Origin of the sequence: Jannaschia sp. R86511, from assembly GCF_042466345.1 — a bacterium.
GTDB lineage: Bacteria > Actinomycetota > Actinomycetes > Actinomycetales > JBBAYJ01 > Aquipuribacter.
This window is the reverse complement of record NZ_JAXHCD010000001.1, coordinates 36673-59661: the sequence shown is the minus strand read 5'-3', so window position 1 is coordinate 59661 and position 22989 is coordinate 36673. Positions and strand designations below refer to the sequence as shown.

Annotated in this window: 25 protein-coding genes and 1 pseudogene; 15 read left to right on the top strand and 11 right to left on the bottom strand. The window is 70.7% G+C overall.

What is annotated here, in order from left to right; all coding sequences use genetic code 11:
* Positions 1-81: 81 nt before the first annotated feature.
* Positions 82-825, bottom strand: a complete 744-nt coding sequence (locus tag SJY06_RS00300; RefSeq protein ID WP_380163458.1) for a hypothetical protein — start codon at positions 823-825, stop codon at positions 82-84.
* On the bottom strand, positions 818-1366 hold the full coding sequence (locus SJY06_RS00295; RefSeq protein WP_380163456.1) for a sigma-70 family RNA polymerase sigma factor: 549 nt from the start codon (positions 1364-1366) through the stop codon (positions 818-820). Before SJY06_RS00295 ends, SJY06_RS00300 begins: the two co-directional genes overlap by 8 nt.
* Positions 1367-1657: 291 nt before the next feature.
* Here SJY06_RS00295 and SJY06_RS00290 point away from each other — a divergent pair, with 291 nt between their 5' ends.
* Entirely contained in the window at positions 1658-1783 is a 126-nt protein-coding gene (locus SJY06_RS00290) for a hypothetical protein (RefSeq protein WP_380163454.1), read from the top strand.
* A 235-nt stretch (positions 1784-2018) separates the two neighbouring features.
* Here the strand turns inward: SJY06_RS00290 and SJY06_RS00285 are convergent, their stop codons facing one another.
* Positions 2019-3005 (bottom strand): LysR substrate-binding domain-containing protein, encoded by a 987-nt coding sequence (locus SJY06_RS00285; RefSeq protein WP_380163452.1) that lies wholly within the window; start codon positions 3003-3005, stop codon positions 2019-2021.
* A 136-nt stretch (positions 3006-3141) separates the two neighbouring features.
* Here SJY06_RS00285 and SJY06_RS00280 point away from each other — a divergent pair, with 136 nt between their 5' ends.
* From SJY06_RS00280 to SJY06_RS00265, 4 genes are all read left to right on the top strand, one after another.
* Positions 3142-3882, top strand: coding sequence for a type 1 glutamine amidotransferase domain-containing protein (locus SJY06_RS00280; RefSeq protein WP_380163450.1), 741 nt, complete (start codon positions 3142-3144; stop codon positions 3880-3882).
* A gap of 91 nt (positions 3883-3973) precedes the next feature.
* Complete coding sequence (locus SJY06_RS00275) at positions 3974-5443, top strand: MFS transporter (protein ID WP_380163448.1); 1470 nt, start codon at positions 3974-3976, stop codon at positions 5441-5443.
* 57 nt (positions 5444-5500) lie between these two features.
* A complete protein-coding gene (locus tag SJY06_RS00270) occupies positions 5501-6646 on the top strand; it encodes an epoxide hydrolase family protein (RefSeq protein ID WP_380163446.1) in 1146 nt (381 codons plus the stop codon).
* 39 nt (positions 6647-6685) lie between these two features.
* Complete coding sequence (locus SJY06_RS00265) at positions 6686-7426, top strand: SDR family NAD(P)-dependent oxidoreductase (protein WP_380163444.1); 741 nt, start codon at positions 6686-6688, stop codon at positions 7424-7426.
* Between the two features lie 915 nt (positions 7427-8341).
* On the opposite strand, the gene SJY06_RS00260 is transcribed toward SJY06_RS00265, so the two are convergent.
* Positions 8342-9034: a hypothetical protein gene (locus tag SJY06_RS00260; RefSeq protein WP_380163442.1), complete on the bottom strand. Its 693-nt coding sequence runs from the start codon at positions 9032-9034 to the stop codon at positions 8342-8344.
* A 263-nt stretch (positions 9035-9297) separates the two neighbouring features.
* Here SJY06_RS00260 and SJY06_RS00255 point away from each other — a divergent pair, with 263 nt between their 5' ends.
* Both SJY06_RS00255 and SJY06_RS00250 read left to right on the top strand, forming a co-directional pair.
* A complete protein-coding gene (locus tag SJY06_RS00255) occupies positions 9298-9618 on the top strand; it encodes an STAS domain-containing protein (protein WP_380163440.1) in 321 nt (106 codons plus the stop codon).
* A gap of 347 nt (positions 9619-9965) precedes the next feature.
* Complete coding sequence (locus SJY06_RS00250; RefSeq protein WP_380163438.1) at positions 9966-10382, top strand: ATP-binding protein; 417 nt, start codon at positions 9966-9968, stop codon at positions 10380-10382.
* Between the two features lie 87 nt (positions 10383-10469).
* On the opposite strand, the gene SJY06_RS00245 is transcribed toward SJY06_RS00250, so the two are convergent.
* The 4 genes from SJY06_RS00245 to SJY06_RS00230 form a co-directional block, all read right to left on the bottom strand.
* Positions 10470-10895, bottom strand: a complete 426-nt coding sequence (locus tag SJY06_RS00245; RefSeq protein ID WP_380163436.1) for a diguanylate cyclase domain-containing protein — start codon at positions 10893-10895, stop codon at positions 10470-10472.
* A 26-nt stretch (positions 10896-10921) separates the two neighbouring features.
* Positions 10922-12328 carry a diguanylate cyclase gene (locus tag SJY06_RS00240; protein ID WP_380163434.1) on the bottom strand — a complete coding sequence of 469 codons (1407 nt, stop codon included), beginning with the start codon at positions 12326-12328 and terminating at the stop codon, positions 10922-10924.
* A 243-nt stretch (positions 12329-12571) separates the two neighbouring features.
* Positions 12572-13096 carry a hypothetical protein gene (locus SJY06_RS00235; RefSeq protein ID WP_380163432.1) on the bottom strand — a complete coding sequence of 175 codons (525 nt, stop codon included), beginning with the start codon at positions 13094-13096 and terminating at the stop codon, positions 12572-12574.
* A 66-nt stretch (positions 13097-13162) separates the two neighbouring features.
* A complete protein-coding gene (locus SJY06_RS00230) occupies positions 13163-13918 on the bottom strand; it encodes a TIGR02569 family protein (RefSeq protein ID WP_380163430.1) in 756 nt (251 codons plus the stop codon).
* 100 nt (positions 13919-14018) lie between these two features.
* On the opposite strand from SJY06_RS00230, the gene SJY06_RS00225 reads away from it, so the two are divergent.
* Complete coding sequence (locus SJY06_RS00225; protein ID WP_380163428.1) at positions 14019-14591, top strand: NAD-dependent epimerase/dehydratase family protein; 573 nt, start codon at positions 14019-14021, stop codon at positions 14589-14591.
* A 76-nt stretch (positions 14592-14667) separates the two neighbouring features.
* Here the strand turns inward: SJY06_RS00225 and SJY06_RS00220 are convergent, their stop codons facing one another.
* Complete coding sequence (locus SJY06_RS00220; RefSeq protein ID WP_380163426.1) at positions 14668-15237, bottom strand: hypothetical protein; 570 nt, start codon at positions 15235-15237, stop codon at positions 14668-14670.
* 82 nt (positions 15238-15319) lie between these two features.
* Between SJY06_RS00220 and SJY06_RS00215 the strand changes: the two genes are divergently transcribed.
* Entirely contained in the window at positions 15320-16210 is an 891-nt protein-coding gene (locus tag SJY06_RS00215; RefSeq protein ID WP_380163424.1) for a phosphotransferase, read from the top strand.
* Positions 16211-16367: 157 nt separating this feature from the next.
* On the top strand, positions 16368-16811 hold the full coding sequence (locus tag SJY06_RS00210; protein WP_380163422.1) for a cytidine deaminase family protein: 444 nt from the start codon (positions 16368-16370) through the stop codon (positions 16809-16811).
* 179 nt (positions 16812-16990) lie between these two features.
* On the opposite strand, the gene SJY06_RS00205 is transcribed toward SJY06_RS00210, so the two are convergent.
* Positions 16991-18256, bottom strand: coding sequence for an IS256 family transposase (locus tag SJY06_RS00205; RefSeq protein ID WP_380163420.1), 1266 nt, complete (start codon positions 18254-18256; stop codon positions 16991-16993).
* A 220-nt stretch (positions 18257-18476) separates the two neighbouring features.
* Here SJY06_RS00205 and SJY06_RS00200 point away from each other — a divergent pair, with 220 nt between their 5' ends.
* From SJY06_RS00200 to SJY06_RS00180, 5 genes and pseudogenes are all read left to right on the top strand, one after another.
* Positions 18477-18848 carry a VOC family protein gene (locus tag SJY06_RS00200; protein ID WP_380163418.1) on the top strand — a complete coding sequence of 124 codons (372 nt, stop codon included), beginning with the start codon at positions 18477-18479 and terminating at the stop codon, positions 18846-18848.
* Between the two features lie 38 nt (positions 18849-18886).
* Positions 18887-19564, top strand: coding sequence for a DNA alkylation repair protein (locus SJY06_RS00195; protein ID WP_380163416.1), 678 nt, complete (start codon positions 18887-18889; stop codon positions 19562-19564).
* A 462-nt stretch (positions 19565-20026) separates the two neighbouring features.
* Positions 20027-20263 (top strand): hypothetical protein, encoded by a 237-nt coding sequence (locus SJY06_RS00190; protein ID WP_380163414.1) that lies wholly within the window; start codon positions 20027-20029, stop codon positions 20261-20263.
* 384 nt (positions 20264-20647) lie between these two features.
* Positions 20648-21187, top strand: a pseudogene (locus SJY06_RS00185) (recombinase family protein); the annotation flags it as partial.
* A 158-nt stretch (positions 21188-21345) separates the two neighbouring features.
* Positions 21346-22410, top strand: a complete 1065-nt coding sequence (locus SJY06_RS00180) for a YhcG family protein (protein WP_380163412.1) — start codon at positions 21346-21348, stop codon at positions 22408-22410.
* A 94-nt stretch (positions 22411-22504) separates the two neighbouring features.
* Here the strand turns inward: SJY06_RS00180 and SJY06_RS00175 are convergent, their stop codons facing one another.
* Positions 22505-22930: a YkvA family protein gene (locus SJY06_RS00175; protein WP_380163410.1), complete on the bottom strand. Its 426-nt coding sequence runs from the start codon at positions 22928-22930 to the stop codon at positions 22505-22507.
* Positions 22931-22989 lie beyond the last annotated feature (59 nt).

Genomic DNA, 22989 nt, shown 5'->3' with positions numbered 1-22989 from the left:
GCTGGCGGCGCGCCGCGGCCGCCTTCGAGGCCTTGAACACGGCGCGGGGCGAGGTCGCGCCGATGGAGGGACGGCTATCGGTCAGAGGCCCCAGCCGGGAGTGGGTCCCCAGAAGTCGGTAACGGGCCACCGCACGGTTGGCACACCGGGCCCGGTGACCTCCAGCTCGCCGGCTGGGGGCTTGTCGGTGAGGACCACCGCGACGTTGTCCACGACGTCGAAGGTCCGGCCGTCGACCCGTGCGGTGGTGTAGCCGTCCGGCAGGACGGCGGTCATGTTGAACGTCCGGTCGGGCCAGACGCTGACGGACACCACGCCGTCGGTCAGCATCTGCTCCCGAGGTAGGCACTCCCCGCCACCACCGGCGCCGGTGTCAGAGGACTCCCCGGCCACGCACACGTCGCCGTCTGGGGTGCTGAGGAGCCAGACCCGGTAGGAGGGGTAGTCCGGGTCGTCGTAGACCACCACCCCCCGCAGGTCATCGTCAGGCAGGACCTCGAGGATGCTCGCGTCGAACTCCTCGACGGGGACGCTCGCGTCCAGCGCTGAGATCGTCAGGGGCACGTCCTCGATGTCAGCGGCGATCACAGCCGCGTCGTTGCCCAGCCCGTCGCTGACCACCGCGGTAACCGCAACGAGGCTCGCCACGGCCATCGCTGCCCCGGTAGTGCCGACGATGGCGCGGACCCGACGCCGGCGTGCGGTGCCCCGGGACACGGCTCGTTCGACGTCCGGGGCCCAGGTGTAGGTGTTCCCGGCGTCGGCCCGCTGTAGCAGCTGGACGACCGCGTGCTCGGAGTGAGCGGCCTGGTCGGTGTCACGCATCTCGTCTCCTGGTGATGCTCTCGGCGAAACCATCGGCGACACCCTCAGGGGCATCCGCGGGTGACGTGGGGCGGAGCAGCGGTCGGAGCGTGCGGACCGCGTCGTAGCACTGGCGTTTCACGGTGCCCTCGCTCACCCGCAAGATCCGGGCCACCTCCGCGACGGACTGGTCGTCCAGGTAGCGCAGCACCACGACCGCCCGCTGCTTCGGCGTCAGGGCCTTTAACGCGTCGGCGAGGTCGAGTCGCTCCTCCGACGGCACTATCGGGGTCGCGCCCTCCGGGGGCGTCGCGTCCTCCAGCGTGCTGTACCGGGCGCCGCGCCGGGCCTCCTTGACGGCCTCCCTGATGACCATGCGACGCAAGTAGGCGGGTCGGTCGTCCGCGGCCCGGACCAGGTGCCAGGAGGCGTAAGCCCGCTCCAGCGCGGTCTGGAGCGCGTCCTCAGCGGACGGCAACCGCCCGCAGACGCCGTAGGCCAACCTCAGCAAACGAGAGGACTCCTGGCGCACCAGCACCCGGAACTCGTCCTCGTCTGACATCCACAGCCCCCGGTTCGATCGTGAGGCTGCACCGTGCACCCCCTCACCCTGAAGAGGGCTCAACCCGCACGGCGCGTTGTGTCATGCCGCGACCTGATTGCGGAAGCGCGCCCGTGACCCATGCGTCGGCTGGCGATCCTCCTACGGGACGGCCAGGACGGGACGAGGCGCCTGAAGGCTGAGTCCTCCTGGGGGTGCCACCACTGCTTGGCCAGGAGACCGCCCGGTGGCTACCAACAGATGGGTCGACGGTCGCGGAAGAAGCCGGCGGTCGGGCCGTCGGCGGGCAGGGTGCAGTGGCTGTCTGACGCGTGCGCCACCGTCGCCGTCCGCATCCGAATCTTCTCCGAGGTCTTCGTCGACCACTTCTGCTTCGTCCGGGAGGGCGACTGCTTCCGCGTCGTGGCAAAGGTCTGACACCTCCAAGGGACGACCTGAGGGGCCCCGAAGACAGGCAGCACCGCACACCCGCTGCCGACGCCCAGCCTCCAAGCGCTGGACAACCGCGAAGGCGAACCCGCCCGGCTGCGACGCCGTCGTCGCCCAGGCGCCGTCGGCGGCACCGAGGAGGTCACCCCTCCGTCTCGCAAGGAGATCGTTCACCGGCACCTGGAGGCAGTGGATGCCACCACCGGTCCATACCGGGGGTGCTTCAGGCGCGCTGCTGGGCTGTCGGGGTCGCCCCGGTTGGCGCGTCGGGCTGTCTCGCTGGCTCGGCGGTGACAGCGGTGACAGCGGTGACAGCGGTGACAGCGGTGACAGCGGTGTCCCGGAAGGCAACGGCCATTCGGCCTGGGTAGTGGCGGCGCAGCGCGACGGAGCAGACGGCGGGTGACAGGTCGGGGACCGGCACGTAGACGAGTCCGTACGTCGCGGCTGGGAGAGTGGTCGTCCAGTTGGCCGGCGTGGTGAGTGCGCAGTCGTTGTGAGCCAAGTAGTAGAGCTGGTCTGCCAAGTTGCCGCTCAAGTGGTCCATCCCCCCACGGCGGGGTTGCTCGCCGTTGCGTTCCTCCAGCAGGTTCCAGTAGCCCTCCCAGTCCGGCGGCTCGCCGGGCACGACCGGGCCGTGCGCCAGGTCCAGGAGGTCGCTCACTGCGAGCGAGGCGGCGGCCGCCAGCTCGTTGCGCTCCGACACGAGGATCATCCGTGGCTCATCGAACAACGGCGTCAGGATGAGCCGTTCGTCGGTGAGCGGTCCCCAGACGATCGCTGCGTCTACCTCGCCCTGCACGAGCGGCTCGACCAGCTCAGTGGTGTCTAGATTGCGGACGATGACCCGGACGCCGGGGCAGCGGGCCCAGAACGCGCTCATGATCGCGGGTATGCGGTGGTCGGCGCCGCCGGCGAGGATGCCCAGCCGCAGGACCCCGCCGTCGCCGTCGCGGGCGTCGGCCATGGCGGCGAGCAGGGTGGTCTCGGCGGCGAGGCTGCGCCGGGCGTGCTCGAGCAGGACCTCGCCGGCGGGGGTGAGGGCGACGTGCCTGGAGCTCCGGTCGAAGAGGCGGACCTTCAGGTCGCGTTCGAGGACCTGGATCTGCTGGGACAGCGACGGGCGGGCGACGAGGAGCCGCGCGGCGGCCCGCCCGAAGTGCAGCTCCTCCGCGACGGCGACGAAGTACCGGAGCTGGCGGAGTTCCATGGGGTGACGGTAGGCCCTGCCTCACGATCATGAGGGAGCCGGTCCTGGATCTTCTCGCGTCCCGGTGCTTGCATCGTTGGACGAGCCGCCGGGCGCACCGGGCGCGGGCGGCGTCCCACCGTGAGGAGCAGCTGTCATGGCCATGGCGCACGACGTCCTGGGCGCGTCGAAGAAGGTCGTCATCGTCGCGTCGAACGCGGGGGTGTCGGAGCAGACCGGCTGGCCCATCGGGTTCTGGTGGGGGGAGCTGACCCACCCGTACTGGGAGCTCACCGAGCATGGCTACGAGGTGACGATCGCGAGCCCGGAGGGCGGCCGGGTCGTCGGGGACGGGTTCAGCGACCCCGAGGACGAGTCCGGCTACTCCGCCGACGACCTCATCAGCCTGGGGTTCAAGAAAAGCCCGGCGACCGCTGAGCTGCTGGAGAAGACCACCGCCGTCGCAGACCTCGCGGTGGCGGACTTCGACGCGGTGCTGTTCGTCGGCGGTCAGGGACCCATGTACACCTTCATGGACCACCAGGCCGTGCACGACCTGCTCCGCAGCTTCTACGAGGCCGGCAAGGTCACCGCGGTCATCTGCCACGCCACGTGCCTGCTGCTGACGGCGACGAAAAGCGACGGCAGCCTCCTCGTCGACGGGCTGACCTGGACGGGGTTTGCGAACTCCGAGGAGGACTACGCCGACGGGTTCGTGGGCCAGGCGATCCAGCCGTTCCGCATCGAGGACCGGGCGAAGGCGCTGCCGAACACCAATTTCATCGTGGACTCCATGTTCAAGCCGCACGCGGTGCGCGACGGGAACCTCATCACCGGCCAGCAGCAGTACGCCGGCCGGGCCGCCGCCACCCTCATGATCGAGGCCCTCGGTGGCTGAGGCACCCACCCGGCTGCCCGCTGACCGCGGGGGCGTCGCGGGCGACGTCAGGTTGGCACGACTACGCGCAGGACGACGAGGGGAACGTGAGGTGCCGACAGGGCGGGCCCCGGCCGGCGGGGCCGTGCTCGCCGTGCTCTGCGCGGCGCAGTTCGTGCTGATCTTGGACGTGGCGGTGGTGAACGTGGCGCTGGTGCCGTTGGCGCGGGACCTGCGGGCAGCGCCCGAGGACCTGCAGCTGGTGGCGTCGGTGTACGCGGCCACGTTCGGCGGGGCGCTGCTGATCGGCGGCCGGCTGGCGGACCGCGGCCACCGACGTCGCGTCTTCCTGGTGGGACTGGTCCTGTTCCTCTTGGCGTCGGTGCTGTGCGGGGTGGCGTGGTCGGTGCCCGCCGTGGTCCTGGGGCGCGCCGTCCAGGGGCTCGGCGCGGCCTTGGCGTCCCCGGCGGCGCTGTCCCTGCTGACGACGACGTTCCCCGAGGGGCCTTCCCGGGACCGGGCGCTGGGGACGTGGGCGTCCGTGGCGGCGGCGGGTGGAGCCGCCGGCCTCGTGGTGGGTGGGGCGCTGGCGGCCACCGTTGGCTGGCGGAGCGTCTTCCTCGTGAACGTCCCGATCATCGCGGTGGTCGTCGTCGCCGCTCGACGCCTGCTGCCCACGGGCCCGGCCGAGCGGGACCGCCCGGAGCTGCCGGCCGCGGCCGGGCTGGCCGCCGCCGGGGCTGTCGTCCTCCTCGTCGTGGCCCTCGGCGCCGCGGAGGCGGGCGCCCGCGTGGGCCCCGTCGTGGCGCTGGTCGCCGCCACGATCGCCGCCGCACTGGCCTTCGTGCTGCTGGACCGGCGCGCGGCGCACCCCCTGGTGCCCGCCTCCTTGGTGCGCCGCAGGTCCGTCGCTGCTGCCAACGTCGCGACCGCGGCGATGAGCGCCGTCGTGCTGGGGACCAACTTCTTCCTCGCCGTGCACCTCCAGAGCCGGTTGGGGCTCGGGCCGCTCATGACCGGCCTGGCGTTCCTGCCCATCACCGCCGTCAGCGCCGTCACGGCGGTCACCGCGGCACGTCTCACAGGCCGCCTGGGCACTCGGCGGCTGCTGCAGGGCGGGATGGCCGTCATGGTCCTGGGGTGCCTGTGGCTGGCCCGCCTCCCCGGGGACGGCGGCTACCTGCTGGACGTCCTGCCCGGGATGGTGCTGGTCGCCGCCGGGATGGGGCCGGCGTTCGCCGTCGGCGCGATCGCAGCCACCGCCGGGGTCCCCGGCCGTCAGCAGGGTGCAGCCGCGGCCCTGCTGTCCACGTCCACGCAGGCCGGAGCGGCGGTGGGCCTGGCCGCGCTGGCAGCGCTGGCAGCCGCCGGCGGCGACGAGGCGGGAGGGACGCGACTCGCGTTCCTGGGCATGGCGGGAGCGGCCGCACTGGCGCTGGCCGCAGCCAGCGCCCTCCCCCACCGCCACCCCAGCACGCCCGCCGTGGCGGCTCCGCTCATCGTCCCGGCGCACGCGGCGGGCGGCCTCCCCGGCTGCGCGGAGGCCGCGTCGTCCCGTGCCCCGACGAGCGCGAGCCCATGACCCCCTTCAGAAGTCGTACGTCCGCTGTCCTCGACCCCTTCCTGATCGGAGCCCCCGATGTCCGTCACCCCCTTCACCCCCACCATCGCCCCTGACGTCCTGGAGGACCTGCGCGACCGACTGCGCGGGACCCGCTGGCCCGACGAGCTCCACGGCGTGGGCTGGGACCAGGGGACGAGCAGCGCGGTGCTGCGGTCCTTCGTCCGGTCCTGGCTGGAGGACTTCAGCTGGGCCGAGCAGGAGGAACGCCTCGCCGGCTTCTCCCACGTCCGCGTCGACGTGGACGGTCACGGGGTCCACGCCGTCCACGAGCGGGCACCTCGAGCGGAGGGAGCGGCGGAACCGCTGCCGCTGCTGCTGCTGCACGGCTGGCCCAGCTCAGTGGTGCAGATGCTCCCGGTCCTGGGCCCGCTGGCCCGTCCCGGTGAGCACGGCGGGCAGGCTCACGACGCCTTCGACGTGGTCGCCCTGTCCCTGCCCGGCTACGGGTTCAGCGACCGCCCCACCCAGCCCGGGACGGACGTCGCCCGCATCGCAGACGTCTGCGTGCAGGTGATGGAGCAGCTCGGCTACCCGAGGTTCGCGGCCCGGGGCAGCGACCTCGGCGCCGGGGTGCTGCAGCAGCTCGGCCTGCAGCACCCCGACCGGCTGATCGGGCTGCACCTGTCTGGCACGAACCCGTACCTCGGCTACGTACCGCAGGACCTCGCGCCCGCTGAGGAGGAGTTCGTGCAGCGCGCTCAGGCGTGGAACGCGACCGAGATGGCGTACGCGATGGAGCACTCCAGCAAGCCGCAGACCCTCGCTCACGCCCTCAACGACTCGCCGGCGGGGCTCGCCTCCTGGATCCTGGAGAAGTTCCGCACCTGGAGCGACTGCGGCGGGGATCTGGACTCGGTCTACTCCCGAGACGACCTGCTAACCAACCTCACGATCTATTGGGCGACCCAGACCATCGGCTCCTCCATGCGCCTGTACTACGAGACCGCCCACAGCAGCCGCGCTGCCTACGGCCGCGTCGAGGTCCCCACCGGCATGGCCATGTCCGGCGCCGACATGTTCCCGACGCCCCGGGAGTGGGTCGAACGCTCCTACAACGTCACCTCCTGGACCGACCTGCCCCGCGGCGGCCACTTCCTGGAGTGGGAGGTCCCCGACCTCGTCGTCGACGACATCCGCACCTTCTTCCGCGGCCACCGCTGACTGCCGCTGACCCACCAGCCCAACCCGAGAGGACTCACGATGACCGAGCAGACCAGCACGCAGCCCCTCACCATCCTGATCACCGGCGCCGCCCACGGCCTCGGCGCCGAGGTCGCCCGCCAGCTCGGCGACGCCGGACACCAGGTCGTTATCAGCGCGCGCGATCAAACCGCGGCAAAGGCCACCGCCGACCAGCTGGGTGAGCCGGTGGCCGCCCTACCCGTGGACCTCGACATCACCGACGACGCGAGCGTCACCTCCGCCGTGAAGGCTCTGCACGAGCAAACCGGCCGCCTCGACGTCCTGATCAACAACGCCGCCGGCTACGTCGACTGGACCGAGATGGCCAGCACCGCGGACCTGGCCGCCGCCCATCACGTGATGGAAACCAACCTGTACGGCGCCTGGCGCGTCACCCAGGCTTTCCTGCCGCTACTGCAGCAGAGTGCCGCCGGCCGCGTCGTGAACATCAGCAGCGGCGCCGGTTCGCACGAGGACCCGGCGTTCGGGCTGCGATCGAGAGGAGGGGCCGCAGCCACGTACGGCATCAGCAAGGCCGCGCTCAACGCGCTCACCAGCACCCTCGCCACCGAGCTGGCCCAGACGCCCGTGCTGGTCAACGCCGTCTGCCCCGGACTGACCGCCACCTACCCGGGAGCAGAGAACATGGGCGCCCGGCCCGTGCAGGAGAGCGCTCCCGGTGTCGTCTGGGCCGCCACCCTGCCGGCTGACGGGCCCACCGGCGGGTTCTTCCGCGACGGGGAGCCGTTGCCCTGGTAGTCGTCCCGCATCGTCGACTGGCACAGCGACCCCTGGCTCCGGGCCAAGGCGAAGCGTGACGACTCAGTCGACCACCTTCGGTCAGGTCCGCAGCGCTACTCGACGTTGAAGCTAGGAAGCGTCTTGCTGGCTCGCGCGCTGCAGCAGCGGCTGCACGGCGGCGGAGCCCACGTAGACGTCTTCGCCGTCGACCCCGGCCTGATGCTCGAGACGGAGCTGGCCCGGGAGGTTCCGGCCGTGGTCCGAGCGCTCCTGGCCCGTTTCGGTCCTGCGGTCGCTCTCGACGGCGCTGGCTGCCGAGGTCGGCCGGGTGCTGAGACATGTCCGATCGCCCGACGCACCGGGGGTCGGTGGGCGACGACGGTCGTCTTCCAGCCTCTCGCCGCTCCCACCCCGCCGGCTCGCCGTCCCGGAGCCCTACCTGAGGGTGGTGCAGGGCCTCGTGGAGGAGGTCGCGGCTCCTCGTGCGGCCGGCTGAGGGTTATCGGACGCCCGGTCGCCACACTCAGCACAGGGCCCTCCCCGCCCGAAGAAAGCGGGTCCCAGCCTTACCGCTCGAGGTAAGACGAGATGGCCCCGGTCAGTCATCCCTTCGTGGTGCTTGCAGCAGCGGTGGGCAGTGTCGACGCCCCCGTTCTTCGCCAGGCGCCGCGGGTCCCGGTAGCCATCGACCCCTCACCGACACCGCGAGCCCCCGCGGCGGGAGATCGACACGAGATCCGGCGTCAAGGGCCCCTGGCCGCTCAGTGACCTCGACCTCTCCCTCACCAGCGTCCAGGGTGAGAGGATTGGACCTGCGGTGCGGGCACGAAGCGCTCGCCCGGGCCCCCTCCCCCCAGGGTGTGGCCAGGCGGGTAGGGACGGCCCGCACCGCGCCAGGCGCCCCACAGCTGCAGACCCGTCCGGCTGGGACACCTACAGCGGGCGGGTGAGGTCCACTACCGGGGGCGGATCGAGGTACTGCACGACCGTGGCCGCGTTCGTCTCTCGCGGTAGGAGCGTGTCCACCCGTAAGGGCGCGTGGCGGCGGGGCCGCCCCCGCGGCGCGGGGGCCGCCCCGCCATCGACGGACTCCAGCGGCCGGTCCCATGGGCCATCCGGTTCGGGTAGGTCGGCCGTGGCCGGCGAGGCGTAGCCGGTGAGCCGGCGGCGGCGAAGCTCCACTGGGTCCGAGCACACCGTCTGGACCCAACGAACCGGGATGTCGTGCTCCTGGCCGAACCTGCGCACCAGTCGCTGGGCGTCGATGTCAGCCGAGGGACAGGTGAAGATGACACGGTGCCCGATCACGAGCTGCGCCTCGACCATCCACAGTGCCGCCGCCACCGGCACGGCGACCGGCACGGCCGCCGGTCGCGGGGCCCGCGCCGACCTTGGAGTCGTCGGGATGGTCGGCGACTCGTCGGGCGACGGGTCGAGCGACGGGTCGAGCGACGGGTCGAGCGACGGGTCGAGCGACGGGTCGAGCGAAGGGTCGAGTGTGGCGGCACGGGTCATGGCGTCGGTGAGCGCGTTCAGCTCGACGCAGCACGCCCCGACCGTGCTGGCCACGTCCATGGCCAGCGTCGTCTTTCCGGTGCCGGTGTCCCCGTAGATGACCAGCAGCACGTGTCGACCTCGATCCAACCATTCACGACGGGCCCCGGGGTGAGCCAGGTGACGGGCTACGGGTCGAGCCAGGTGGCGGCCCCGGTGACGTTCGAGGACAGTGTCGGCCACCAGGACAGTCCGCCTAGTCTTCATGGTCCGACCAGTCTGCATAGTCTGCACAGGCTGTCCAGACTGCTCAGGCTGTCCATTCTGCTCACAAGAGTGGGGAGGGTTGTATGAGCACCGATGGGTCACCGTGTCCGTTGCGTACCGCCGGGTCGGTGACCGGGCTGAGAATTCGGCACAGCCCGACGGTGGCGTTCCCGTGCGCGGTGGTTCAGGTCGACGGTGAGCTCGACATGGCGTCCTCGCCCGTCCTTGAGCAGACGCTGACGGAGCTGCTGGCGCAGGGGTACCTCCACCTGGACCTGGACCTCGCCGATCTGACGTTCTGCGACAGCACCGGGCTGCGTGTCATGGTCGAGGCCCGCGACCGCCTCGCCCCCCACAGGGGCACTGTCGTCGTGCACGACCCCTGCCCGGCATTACGCGTGCTACTGCGGATCTGCCACCTCGACACCACCCTCACCACCCGCACCTGAACCGCCTGCATTCCGTCAGTTCCCCGACACGGTCAGTCACGTCGTGGCAGCATCGTCTGATGGCTCCTCCGTCACCGCGGACCGTGCTGCTCGGTGACCGCCGGCTGTTCCTGACCTGCACGGCCCAGGCGCCCCGGACGGCCCGCACCTGGTTGCGTCAGCAGCTGCTCGCCCGCAGCGCGCCTGTGCGCGCCCTCGACGACCATGCCCGTGTCGATGGTCGGTTCACGCGAGGACGAGCTGAACCGCCGCCGTGGTCAGACACCCCTGACGGCGGGGCACGGCCCCCCGCCCCCGCGCGGCTGCCAGGAGTAGCGCCGCTGCCGGAGCCGACGGACCTGACAGATGTGACGGACGCGACGGACGCGACGGACGCGACGGACGTGACGGACGTGGCAGAGCTCACGGACGTCGCCGAGCTGTTGGTGACCGAGGTCGTGACCAACGCTGTGCTGCATGCGGGCACGGAGATGATCCTGACGGTGGATGTCGCAGACGGTTCGGTGTGGGTGGTCGTGAAGGACTGGTCCCGCTCGGCCCCCACTCCTCACCCGACGCCGGCTCGGGCCCTTCCCGCCACGCGCCAGCCGCGCGCGGGCGACGTGTGGTCCACCACCGCCGGGCGGGGCCTGCACCTGGTGGCGGCGTTGTCCCAGGAGTGGGGCTGGCACCGGGCGGGGGCCGGCAAAGTGGTCTGGTTCCGCCTTCCCCTCGCGCCCGCCACCGGGCAGCAGCTGCCCGAGCTGACCGACGGCGCCGCCTAACCTCTACAGGAGATAGGGCCGAGCGGGCGGCCCCGGATCGCGTCACCGCCGCCTGGCCCGTCGTCGTCGCTGGCGCCGCCCGATCGTTCAGGAACGGACCGCCCACCCGGCGTCGATGCCACCGCACTGCCCTGCCGCCTGCTCCTCGACGCGGTCGCCGTGGGCGATCTCGGACCGGTCGCCGCCGGCCTGCTTGGCCCGGTACATCGCGGAATCGGTACGCCCCAACAGCGCCTGCACGTCTTCCCCGGCCCGGACGACGCTGACGCCGACGCTGCCCGTGACCTGATGCGCACGTCCCGCGACCGCCACCGCCAACCGGACCCGCTCGCCGATAGCCGCCGCGCACGCCGGTGAGGCAGGAGCGATGAGGACAGCGAACTCGTCCCCACCCAGACGCGCGACGCTGTCGGTCTCCCGGACCCCGCCCGCCAGCGCGCGAGCCCTCTCTCCGTTGTCGCCAGCGCCGCCGTCAGGCTTCCTGGGCGTCTTCCCGAGCGTCGCCGGAAACACCGTTAGCGAAACAGCCCCCCGTGTGGTCACTTGAGCGGTCCGGGTGTCGTTGCCAGGGCCGTGGTGGAGATGGTGAGTCGGTCGCGTCCTGAGCGTTTGGAGACGTAGAGGGCGTCGTCGGAGCGGGCGATCAGCGTGTCGCAGCTGTCGATGGTGGTGTCGGTGGTGGAGGCGCCGCCGAGACTGGCGGTGACGGTGAGGTAGGTGTCCGCGTGCGGGATGCGGATGTCGGCCACGGACTGCCGCATGCGTTCCCCGATGCGGCGGACGTCGTCGGTGCTCGCACCGGGCAGCAGAGTCAGGAACTCCTCGCCGCCGGTCCTGATCAGGACGTCGCCCTCGCGCAGGACGGCGCGGGCGGCGATAGCGGTCTCGCGCAGCACCCGGTCACCGGCGAGGTGTCCGTAGCTGTCGTTGATCGCTTTGAAGTGGTCCAGGTCGAGGGAGAGCACCCCGACGTGACTGTCACCTCGTGCGGCGCGCGCCCACTCCTCGGCGAGGCGTTCGGTGCCGAAGCGCCGGTTGTAGGCACCAGTCAGAGGGTCAACAGCAGCCAGACGCTGGAAGCGTTCGTGCGTGAGCACGTTGTTGAGGGCGACTGCGACGGGCGTGGCGAACGAGCGCAGCAACCGCGTCGCCTCCGAGGTCGGGGTGAGGTCGAAGGCCAGGACGATCACGCCGACCGGGGAGTGGTGGAACCGCAGAGGCTGGAGGACAACTCGTGAAGGCCGGAAGTCCACCACGGTGGCCGAGATCTGGACGTCGGCTCCGATGTCCAGAACCACGGTGTCCTCAGAGGCCATCGCGGTCAGGACGGCGTCGTCCGCCACCAGCGAGAGCCCCGTCAGGCGGTGAGCGGCGACGACGTCGAGCTGACCGTCGCGGACCACGGCGAGAACCCCGGCCGCCGCCCCCACGTGGGCGAGCACGGCCTTCAAGGTCGTGGGTGCGAACTCCTCCAGCTCCAGGTGCCGGGACAAGGTCTGGGCCATGTCGGTGCTCGCCTGCTGGATCTGGCGAGACATGGCCAGAGAGGACACCAGCTCGTTGAAGGAGCCCGCGGCGGTCCCGAGCTCGTCATCGGAGTCCACGGGAAGGCTGCACTCCTCCGGGGTGCAACGGCCCCACTCACCGGTCCATGCAGCGTCCTGGATGACTCCGCTGACGTACTGCATCTGCTGAGACAGGCCGGTCAGGCGACGGCCGACCACACGCCGGGCGAGGACGTGGTTCAACAGGGCCAGCAGCACTCCCGCGACCACGCAGGCCAGCACGAACGGTGGTCGAAGCGTCAACGCGGCCGGGACCCCGAACAGGATCAGGACCAGCGGGAACGCCAGACCGACCATGAGGCCCAGCCCGAACATCCACAGGGCAAGGTCGGTGAAGACCTTGCCGGTCATCCGGGGCACTACGCAGTCCTTCCACGACACGATGCGGACATCCTGTGTATCGGCGGCCACGGAGCGTCCTTGACCACCGATGATTCACGACTGAGATACTCCCTAGGGTCTGCCGTACGAACAGGCGACACCTGAGGTGGGCGTCCGGCAGCCGCGCCCTCCATGACACCGCTGGCCCTCGCGGTGGGAGATCGAGGCGAGATGCGGCGCCGAGCGCCGGTCGGCGCGCTGTCCGGCAGCCGATCGGCTAGCGAACAGCCGGCATGTCGTCCCTCACTGCTCTTGCTCCTGGGCCAGAGCGCTGTCGGCCCCGGCTCTGGCGGCCGCCAGGCGCTGCCACAGGTCCGTCGCCTGCTCGTCACTCATGCCGTGCAACGCAACCGGCCTCGATGAGGCCGTTCGTCCTCGGATCTCGACCTGGGTACCCCAGCGGGTGGAGCCCGGACGGATCTCACGCACCTGGGCCCACGACCAGAGGCGACCTTTGTAGAGAACGTCACCGACCCGGTAGCCCGCCGCCTCCAGCCGCACACCCGTGGTCCGAAGCACGACCAGCATCAGTGTTCCTAGGAGCACCTGAGCAGATGTCAGCACCAGCAAGAAGACATCCATGTCCCCGGTGACCTGTCGGACGAGCTGCACAAGACCGAGCACCACGAGCCCGATCCAGAGGCACCGCGCGAAGCGGCCTTGCCGTACCGGCCACGTGGTTGGAAAGCCCTCCAGGTCGACACGCAAGACTTCGTCGTCCCCGGCGCCCCGCCGCCTACTGCTCATGGCAACAGTCTTGCTCGCCACCGCGACTTCGCATACCGATCGTCAGCCGGCGATCGGCTGCCGGGACTGCGTCTGTACCGCTATCGCTCAAGCAGTGATGAGGGGTCCGAGGCTTGCGTAGGCAGGCGCGAACTCGGGGTCGGTGGCCACTCGGAAGAGGACGGCCCTGAGCAGGAGCTGTATCCCTTGCGCGCGCAGCAGGCGCTCGACGAGGTCGTGGCCAGCGCCGAACCAGGCGACAGCGTCGGCGACGACGATCGCGTCGGCGTAGCCGGCCGGGCGCCAGTACGGGCTGACGTCAATGACGGCAGGCGGTTGGCCGTCGGAGAAGAGGACGTTGCCGCCGAGGTCGCCGTGGACCAGCTGGCAGGGCAGGTCGACTGGGCGCCGGAGGGCAAGTAACGGCGTGACGGATTGTGGGAGGTCACCACCGGCTTCACCCCAGGCGACCCGATCGGCGACCGCCCACCGGTGGGAGGCCGCGAGAGCTGGAGACCAGGAGACGTCGGCAACGGCCCGGTGGAAGCGGGCGGACACCTCGAGGACGTCGTCCCAAGCGTCCGACCAGTGCTCACCGTCCAGCCAGTGCCACGCCGACCAGCCGTCGACGACCCAAGTGCCCAACCGTGACCTCACCGGTCGGATGACCCGGCCGTCGTCCGCGCGCACCGTGTCGAGCACCTCAGCGATCCAGACGGCCTGGGCCATGTCGCCCGCCCGCTTGAGCACGAGTCCTCCGGCTGCGAAGGTCAGCCCCTGACCCCCGCTTAGCCGCACCGGGTCAGACACGTCCCACGCCAGCAGAACCGACGGCGGTGGCAAGGCGCCCGGGTCATCGTCCACTCGCCCATCCTGCTCGCAGCGCTGAGGGCCAGCCCCAGCGGACGATCGACTCCATCGATGGTCAGCGGGGTAATCACCGCTGTCCGCTTAGCCTGGTCTCGTGTCTGACAGTCGACGGCGGGTCGTCATCACCGGCGCTGCGGGCTCCATCGGACGCAACGTGAGCGCACCGCTGCGCACTCGCTGGCAGCTGCGAGAGACGGACAAGGTAGCCGCCGACGGCGTGGAGCACCTCGACGTCACCGACCTCGAGGCATGCCGAGAAGCATTCGCCGGTGCTGACGCGGTCGTGCACCTGGCGGCCGTGGCGGACCCGGAGTCCTCCTGGGACGAACTGCTGCCTGCCAACGTGATCGGCGCCTACACCGTGGCGCAGGCCGCGGTCGATACCGGGGTGCGACGCCTGGTGCTGGCCAGCAGCCTGCAGGCCGTCGCCGCAGCGCCGGAGGGGACGCAGCGACGCAGCACAGATCAGGCGAGGCCCGCGAACCTCTACGGCGCGACGAAAGCATGGGCGGAGGCGATCGGCTCCTGGGTGGCCGCGAGCTCGTCGACCTCTGTGGTGGCCCTGCGACTCGGCTACTTCCCGCCCGAGCGCCCCGACCCCGCCGTCACGCCGAAGCGCGAGCTGTCCGCGTGGCTCAGTGCCCGCGACGCACCGCCTTCGCACTGACCGGTCCACGCCGACCTGAGGCCCGCCTACCGCCCGATAGCCAATCGCCGATTCACGACCGGTTGCCAGCATGCCGTCAGGCCTGGGCGGGACTCGGCTGCAGCCAGCCAGTCAGGTGGAGCACGCGCGCGGCGGCATCCGCGACGGTGGTGTCCGTGACGTCGAGGCGGTGCACGTCCGGGGACGCCTTCTCGGCCAGGAGTGTCGCCATCTGTGGGCCGCGGGTGAGGTGCCGGGCGAGCTCGGTGCCGCGTTCACGCGATGCGAGACGGTCTGTGACGGCGGTGTCGTCCGCCTCGAGCAGGACCGGAATGAGGTGGCCGACGTCACCGATGGCGCGGCAGACGAGGTCGGGTTCGATCACGCTCACGGTGTTGACGTAGATGAACCGCGTGTGGCCGAGTCGGCGGTACTCCCCGGCCAGATGGCCCAGGTTGCGCTCGGTCAGGCCTGACCCGTACGGGTCGTCCGTCGGCTTGGGGTAGACGGCGTCGAGGACGTCTCCCTCGATGTGGCAGTGGGCGACCCCGGCCGCGCGCAGCAGCGCTGACATTACGTAGGCGATGGAGGTCTTTCCGACCCCTGCGCGTCCACCCAGCAGCACCAGCTCGATTCGACCGGAATGCAGTCGTGCAGACGCCCCCACGGGAGGCAGGGTAGAGCGCTGGACTCAGACCTGGCCCGTTCGCGGGGTTGGAGGAACGGAGGGTGTGATGCATGACGGGCAGGTGACGGTCACCGCCGCCGGTCTGGCCGAGGCGGTCGCCGTGCAGTTCCCTCATGTGGCGGTGGCTGACGTCGTCGCGGTCCCGTCCGCGGGCACCGTCATCGCCCCCTTCCGCGTCGGCCCCACCCTGCTGGCCCGGGTTCCGCTCGTGCCCGTCGCAGGCCCGGAAGCAGCCGCCGGCGTGAAAGCGGAGGGCCGCTACGCCCGAGTCCTCAGCGGGCTGCTCCCGATCCAGGTGCCGCGCCTCGTCGGCGTCGGAGGACCCTTCGACGGCTACGACGGGGTCTGGTCGCTGTGGACCTGGCTGGACGGTCGATCCCTCGACCGCGTCCTGGACGAGGAGGTCGCCGCGTTCGACGTCGACGCCCTGGCGGTCGACCTGGCCCGGGTGCTTCGGGCGCAGCAGTCGCTGCCGACCGATGGCGCGTCGTGGAGCGGCACTGGGAGGGGCGGTCGTCCGTTGGCGGACACCGAGTGGGTCCGCACCTCGATCCAACGCAGCGCGCACCTGATCGACCGGGTCGAGGCGACGCGGGTGTGGGAGAACGCCCTCGCAGCACGAGCGCACCAGGGGCCTCCGGTGAGCATCAATGGGGACGCGGTACCGGGAAACTTCCTCGTCACCGACGGCCGGCTCAGCGGCATGATCGACGTCGCCGAGCCGGTGGTCGGCGACCCGGCCGCGGACCTACAGCCAGCCTGGGTAATCTTCGAGGAGCCGCAGCGGACCGAGTTCAGGGACGCGATGGGACCGGACGAGGCCGCTTGGCAGCGTGGCCGGGGCTGGGCCTTCGAGATGGCGATCGGTGGCCTGCACTACTACGAGCACACCAACCCGATTTTCTTCCGGATGGCTCGACGCACCCTGCGACGGCTCATCGCCACCTCGTGAATCGGAGGGCCGATTCTTCGCGGGACGGCCGGCAGCGTCCTTCGGCCACCTTCACGATCGTTGTCGCGGGCTGCGGTCGGTGGGCTAGGGACGGACCGGGCGACCGCCGTACGTCGGTCGGAGTGGGCTCCGCGCGGTCACGGCTACCGTGAGGGGGATGGAAACGGCGTCGCCGGAACGGCTGTCCGCGATAGCGGCGGAAGCGCTCAACTCACAGGACCTTGGCAGCTTCTTCGTCGGTGACGTCGCGTGCGCCTTGCAGGATGAGGAAGGCAAGATCTGGACAGGTGCCTGCGTCGGTGGGCACCTGGGGCTGTGTGCCGAGCAGAGTGCCGTCAGCGCGATGGTCAGCGCCGGGCCGCCAATCGTGCGCACCATCGTGGCGGTATGGCGCGACGAGCATGGCGACCTGTTCGTCCTGCCGCCGTGCGGTCGGTGCCGAGAGTTCCTTCACACGATGTCTCAGCGCAACCTCGACACGGCCGTCGTCCTCGGACCGGACCACGTGGTGCCTTTGAGGGACCTGCTGCCCAGCTATGGATGGCACGCAGAACGGTGGTCACCTCACGCTGCAAGCTCGGGTCCGACGTCTGAGACCTGACCGTCTCCGGTGGACCATCGGCATGCGGAGCGTGCCAGTGACCGATCGGCATGCTGAGCGTGCCAGTGACCGATGGCCAGCTGGTGGTCCCGGTCTGCCGCGTCACCCGCCCGGGCTCCGCCCTGAAGGGGTCAAGTCTCGGGGAGTGGTGTAGCAGGGCTGCGTGATCCTTCTTCGAGTCAGGCGGTGAGTGCGGTCAGTTCGGTGCCCACCTCCTTGGCCGGGGTCGGCGGGGACGCGTCAGCGGCGCCGTCGACGAGGGTGACGCGGGAGCGGGCCAGGACGTCCAGGCCGAGGTAACGGCGGCCCTCGGTCCACTCGTCGTGCTGCTCGGCCAGGACGGCCCCGACGAGACGGATCAGGCTGTTGCGGTCGGGGAAGATGCCGACGACGTCGGTGCGGCGGCGGATCTCGCGGTTGAGGCGTTCGGCGGGGTTGTTCGACCAGATCTGCCGCCAGATCTCCTTCGGGAAGCTGGTGAAGGCGAGGACGTCGGCGCGGGCTCCCTCGAGGTGCTCCGCGACGTGCGGCAGCTTCTCGTGCAGGGTGTCCAGGACCCGGTCGAACTGGGCGTGGACGGACTCTGCGTCGGGCTGGTCGTAGACGGAGTGCAGCAGGGCCTTGACCCAGCCCCACGAGCTCTTGGGTGTGGCGGCCATGAGGTTCGCGGCGTAGTGGGTGCGGCAGCGTTGCCAGGTCGCGCCGGGCAGGGTCGCGCCGATCGCGGCGACGAGGCCGGCGTGGGCGTCGCTGGTGACGAGGCGGACGCCGGCGAGGCCGCGGGCGACGAGGTCCCGGAAGAACGCCAGCCAGCCGGCGCCGTCTTCGGCGGAGGTGACCTGCAGGCCGAGGATCTCCCGGTGCCCGTCGGCGTTGACGCCGGTGGCGAGCAGGGCGTGGACGTTGACGACCCGGCCGCCCTCGCGGACCTTCATCACCAGGGCGTCGGCGGCGACGAACGTGTAAGGGCCGGCGTCCAACGGGCGGCTCCGGAACGAGGCGACCTGCTCGTCCAGCTCAGCCGCCATCACCGAGACCTGCGACTTGGACAGCCGGGTGATGCCGAGGGTCTCCACGAGCTTCTCCATCCGCCTCGTCGAGACGCCGAGGAGGTAGCAGGTCGCGACCACCGAGGTCAGGGCCCGCTCCGCGCGCCGTCGGCGCTCGAGCAGCCAGTCCGGGAAGTAGGAGCCCTCGCGCAGCTTGGGGATGGCGACGTCGATCGTGCCGGCGCGGGTGTCGAAGTCCCGGTGCCGGTAGCCGTTGCGCCGGTTGGTCCGGTCGTCGCTGAGCTGGCCGTACTCGGCGCCGCAGACCGCGTCCGCGTCGGCGCTGAGGAGGGTGTTGACGAAGGTGGTGAGCATGTCGCGGAGCAGGTCCGGGGAGGCTTGCTGGAGGTGCTCGTGCAGGAAGCGGGCAGGGTCAATAATCGACGGAGCGGTCATCGCGGGGTTCCTCTTCGAGTCGGTTGTGAGAGATCACTCGAAGGATCACGCGGTGGCCGCGCCCTCGTCTACGACGACGCGGTCACCGTGCTGGCCTCGTACACCACCCTGCTGGACTCCACTCCTGAAGGGGCGGTCTACCGATGAGTTTGAGTCCTCTGCCACGTCTTCAAACGTATGAAGACGAAGAGGAACCGAGATGGACATGAGGCTTGAGCTCGTGCCGGTACCCGTGGTCGACGTGGATCGGGCCCTGGGCTTTTACGAGGGGGTGCTCGGCTTCGTCACCGACCATGACGTCCGACCAGCGCCGGGGGTGCGGGTGGTGCAACTGACGCCGCCGGGCTCGGGCTGTTCGATCGGCATTGGGACCGGCCTACCTGCCTACGAGGGCATGGCGCCCGGAACCGTCAAAGGCCTCCACCTGGTGGTTGACGACATCGAGGAGATCCGCACCGAGCTCATCGACCGGGGTGCGGACGTCGACGCGGTCGTCGACGTCGGAGGAGGCGTGAAGTACGCCTCCTTCAGCGACCCCGACGGCAACACCTGGACCCTGCAGGAGCTGCCGGGTCGGACCGGGGACACCTGACGGCCCATCCGCGACAAGCGCCATCGAGGAGGAGTCCAGTGAATGGGTCCACGACCGACCTCACCGCGGCCACGGTCCTGGCCCGATTGGGCGAGCACGCCTCACCTGAAGGCGCGGCGTCGACGCGCACGCGGGTCCCTGGCGAGGTACCAGTGCTGGGGGTGCGCATGGGCACGCTGTTCGCCATTGCCAAGCAGGCGCGCGACCTCCCGCCCACCGAGATCGAAGCACTCGTCGCACAAGACTGCTACGAGGCCCGACTGGCGGCCTACTGCGTCCTGGACTTCCAGGCTCGACGTACGCCGGGGAACCCTGATCTGCTCGCGGCCTACCTGCGCCACCACGACCGCATCATCACCTGGGACATGGTCGATCGCGCCGCTCCGTGGGTCGTCGGCGCGGCCATCTCGACAGGGCCCTACGACGTTCTACACAACCTCGCCGACTCGTCCGACCCTCTCCGGCGTCGCACGGCGATCACCGCCCCGTTGTGGTTCGTGCGCCGAGGCACTGACTCTGACCTTGCAGGGGGGTTCACGGTCGCGGCCCGCCTCGCCGCCGACCCCGCACCAGTCGTGACCAACGCCGTCGGCATCTACCTCGCGCACGCCGGCGAACGAGATCCGACCGCCCTGGACGACTTCCTGACCGCTCACGAGCCATCGATGCCACGTCCCGCCGCCCGGCTCGCCACGCGCAAGCGACGGACCCGTTGATGGCACTGTCCACGAGCCGGCAACGGGCTCAGCCGTTCGGCCCCCCGCACCGACGCACAACCAGTTCGGGTTGGTGGAGGTGCCTGGGGCGAGCGGCGCCGGTCGCCGACATCTCGGGGTGGACGGCGACCCTGCAGAGCTGGCGGCGCGCGGCCGAACGGGGATCACGTGCCTTCCAGCTCAGGTCTGTCGGAGGATCTCGAACATGAGGCGGTGGAACGGGGCTGACCGGTACACGCGCAGCTCGCCTCGAGTGCATGCTGTCACTCCCTCCGGGAGGTTCCCCTGTCGCCGGCGGCTCGGCCTCCCCCCGCCGCGCCCCGCTCGCGCGCCAGCCGGGCGACCAGGTCATCGAACTCGTTAGTAGTACGTCCGACGCTGCCTCCTGGTCTGGACCGGTCGGGGGCCCAGACCAGGACCTTTGTCACACGACAAGGCCTGTGGAGGGGGCAGTGTGCAGGTATGCCGACCACCCGAACGACCCCGTCCTTCCTGACGGCCGCGTCCCCCGCGCGGTTCCAGATCGTCAATGCGCTGATCTGGGCAGCGACCATCGTGGGCGCCGCGGTCGTGGTGAAGGCGACCGACGAGTTCATCTACCTGCTGGTGGTGCTAGTGGCAGGGTCGGCCTGCAGTTGGACTTCGATCTGGCGTCTGATGGAGCACGGCGGCAGCCCGGCGGCTCGCGGCCCGGGGTGATGCGCGACCTCACTTGGACTGGTGCCCTCATGGATACGCCTGACCTGTGGTCCCGTGTCGACCTTGTCCCGATAGCCCACCCGCCATCGGGAACGTGCTGGTCGGCGGTGCGACCGAGGCCGGCCCTCGGAGAGCCGTCCCGGCAGACCCGCCCGGAGCTACTCACCGGGACGTGGGCGTCAAGCGGGAACGCCGGCTGGGGATCTTGGAGGTTGTCGACAACGGCGTCTCGTGTCCCGCCACCGTTCGTTTCCGGCACACGCCCCCGCTAGCGGCCAGCGGCGGTAAACGGCCAGGTCGGCCGTTCCCAGAACTGCCGTCCGAAATCAACGTGTCGCAGGGGAGGCGCCGGGACGGTTTCGTTACGTTGCGGTGGTGGGTGAGCTGCTGGGGTACGCGAGGGTATCGACGACCGAGCAGAACGCCGACCTGTAGGTCGATGAGCTGACCGCGGCGGGCTGCTACCGCGTGTGGACCGATCATGCCTCGGGGACGCTCGAGCGGCGCCCGCAGCTGGACGAGGTCCTGGATCGGCTGCGGCCGGGCGACACTCTGGTGGTGTGGCGCCTGGACCGCCTTGGCCGCTCCTTGCGGCACCTGATCGACACGGTGAACGGCCTGGACGAGCGGCAGGTCGGGTTCCGGTCCCTGCGGGAGAACATCGACACCACCACCGCGGGCGGGCGCCTGGTGTTCCACCTGTTCGGCAGCCTGGCCCAGTTCGAGCGGGAGATCATCCGCGATCGCACCGTCGCGGGGCTGGCAGCGTCGCGGGCTCGTGGTTGGGTGGGGGGCCGGCCGAGCAAGCTGTCGGAGGAGCAGCGCCGGCAGGCGCGGCGGATGTATGACGCGCGGGAGCTGACGGTGGAGCAGATCGGTGGGGTCCTCGGGGTCAGCCGGACGTCGATCTATCGGGCGCTGCAGCGAGACGATGTGGCACCCGCCACTTCGACCAGCCCGAACAGCTCGACCAGGAAGACGCCCAAGAAGACGCCCAAGAAGGTAGCGGCGCCGACCACGAAGGAAACGGCCGTGCCGGCGTCTCGCCGGCGGGGGGCTACGGCGTGAGCGGGGGAGCGGGCGTGAGTGGGAGAGATTTGCTGCCGGCCGGGTACGGCGATCTGCTGGAGCAGGTCAAGGCGGAGGTCCGCACCTCACGGGTGCGGGCGGTCAGGGCCGCGAACACCGAGCTGGTGGGCCTGTACTGGCGTCTGGGTCGGCTGATCCTGGACCGGCAGCAGGTCGACGGCTGGGGCAGCAAGGTCATCGAGCGCCTGGCGTCGGACCTGCGGGCGGAGTTCCCCGGCATGCGGGGCCTGTCGCGCAGCAACCTGTTCTACATGCGCTCCTTCGCCGGCGCCTGGGCGCAGGAGGCAATCGTCCAACAGGCTGTTGGACGATTGCCGTGGGGTCACGTGACGGTGCTGCTGGACAAGCTCGACGACGACGCTGAACGGGACTGGTACGCCGCGGCGGCGGTCGAGCACGGGTGGTCCCGTGCTGTCTTGGCCCACCAGATCGCCTCGGGGTTGCAGCAGCGCAGCGGCGCGGCACCGTCGAACTTCACTGGCCGGTTGCCCGCGGTGGACAGCGACCTGGCGCAGCAGATGCTGCGCGACCCCTACGTGTTCGACTTCCTGGACCTGAGCGAGCGGGTGGGGGAGCGTGAGCTCGAGGCCGCCCTGATGGACCGGTTGCAGGCGTTCCTGCTCGAGCTCGGCCACGGGTTCGCGTTCGTGGGCCGGCAGTGGCACTTCGAGGTCGACGGCGACGACTTCTACATCGACCTGCTGTTCTTCAACTGGGTCCAGTCCCGCTTCGTCGTCGTCGAACTCAAGACCGGGAAGTTCGCCCCCGAGTACGCCGGACAGCTCGGCTTCTACGTCGCCTGGGTCGAGGACAACCTGCGGCGGGCCGACCAGCACGCGGAGACGGTCGGCATCCTGCTGTGTGGGGACCGCAACGACCGGGTCGTGCGCTACTCCCTGGCCGGGGCCACCGCCCCGATGGCCGTGGCCGGCTACGACGCCCTTCCCCCCGCGGTCCGCGACGTCGTGCCCAGCACCGACGAGCTGGCCGACGCCCTGGCCGACGCACCAGACCCTGCCTCTGGACCCACCGCTCGGGACGGCCAGCTCGAGCCCTGAGGCGCGCGAGTTGGGGGCCTCCGCCATCGAGGCTGTCGTGCCGTGACTGTCCGTCCTGCGCTCCGGCGGGCAGCATTCGGTCGTTCGGGTCCCCTCAGATCCCCACCAGATGTCGCACCGCGGCCAAGCCGTCCGGGGTCCCCGGCCAGTGGCGTTCCAGCGCCTCAGGCCCCGCTGAGCGCACCACGGAACGCAGGACGAGAACGACGGCGATCGCGTCGTCGGCGTACCCCAGGACCGGGACGAAATCCGGGACCAGATCGATGGGGGACGCAAGGTAGGCCAGCAGGAGCAGCAGCCTCACGCGCACGCCGCGAGGAAGCGAGCGGTCCCCGGCCAGGCGTCTGATGAGGCGGATGACGTCCGGCAGCAGCCGCAGGGCATCACGGAGCCGGGACTGATCCGGTGTCGCCTTCCACAGCACGACGAGCAGCACCAGCCACAGCAGCAGCAGGCCCCCCAGCGCGGCGCTCGATACGGCTGTCAGCAGGGGCCAGGTCGAGTCCCACCACGACGGCACAGCACACCATCGCACCCACCCGGAGCGGCGCACAGTCAGCCGAGCAGGGACCGTGGGCC

What these genes read in the sequence shown, in the direction of transcription:
- SJY06_RS00295 (WP_380163456.1), bottom strand. Translation starts at nt 1,366, where the DNA reads ATGTCAGACGAGGACGAGTTCCGGGTGCTGGTGCGCCAGGAGTCCTCT.
- SJY06_RS00190 (WP_380163414.1), top strand. Translation starts at nt 20,027, where the DNA reads ATGCCGACCACCCGAACGACCCCGTCCTTCCTGACGGCCGCGTCCCCC.
- SJY06_RS00265 (WP_380163444.1), top strand. Translation starts at nt 6,686, where the DNA reads ATGACCGAGCAGACCAGCACGCAGCCCCTCACCATCCTGATCACCGGC.
- SJY06_RS00270 (WP_380163446.1), top strand. Translation starts at nt 5,501, where the DNA reads ATGTCCGTCACCCCCTTCACCCCCACCATCGCCCCTGACGTCCTGGAG.
- SJY06_RS00300 (WP_380163458.1), bottom strand. Translation starts at nt 825, where the DNA reads ATGCGTGACACCGACCAGGCCGCTCACTCCGAGCACGCGGTCGTCCAG.
- SJY06_RS00205 (WP_380163420.1), bottom strand. Translation starts at nt 18,256, where the DNA reads ATGACCGCTCCGTCGATTATTGACCCTGCCCGCTTCCTGCACGAGCAC.
- SJY06_RS00210 (WP_380163422.1), top strand. Translation starts at nt 16,368, where the DNA reads ATGGAAACGGCGTCGCCGGAACGGCTGTCCGCGATAGCGGCGGAAGCG.
- SJY06_RS00280 (WP_380163450.1), top strand. Translation starts at nt 3,142, where the DNA reads ATGGCCATGGCGCACGACGTCCTGGGCGCGTCGAAGAAGGTCGTCATC.
- SJY06_RS00285 (WP_380163452.1), bottom strand. Translation starts at nt 3,005, where the DNA reads ATGGAACTCCGCCAGCTCCGGTACTTCGTCGCCGTCGCGGAGGAGCTG.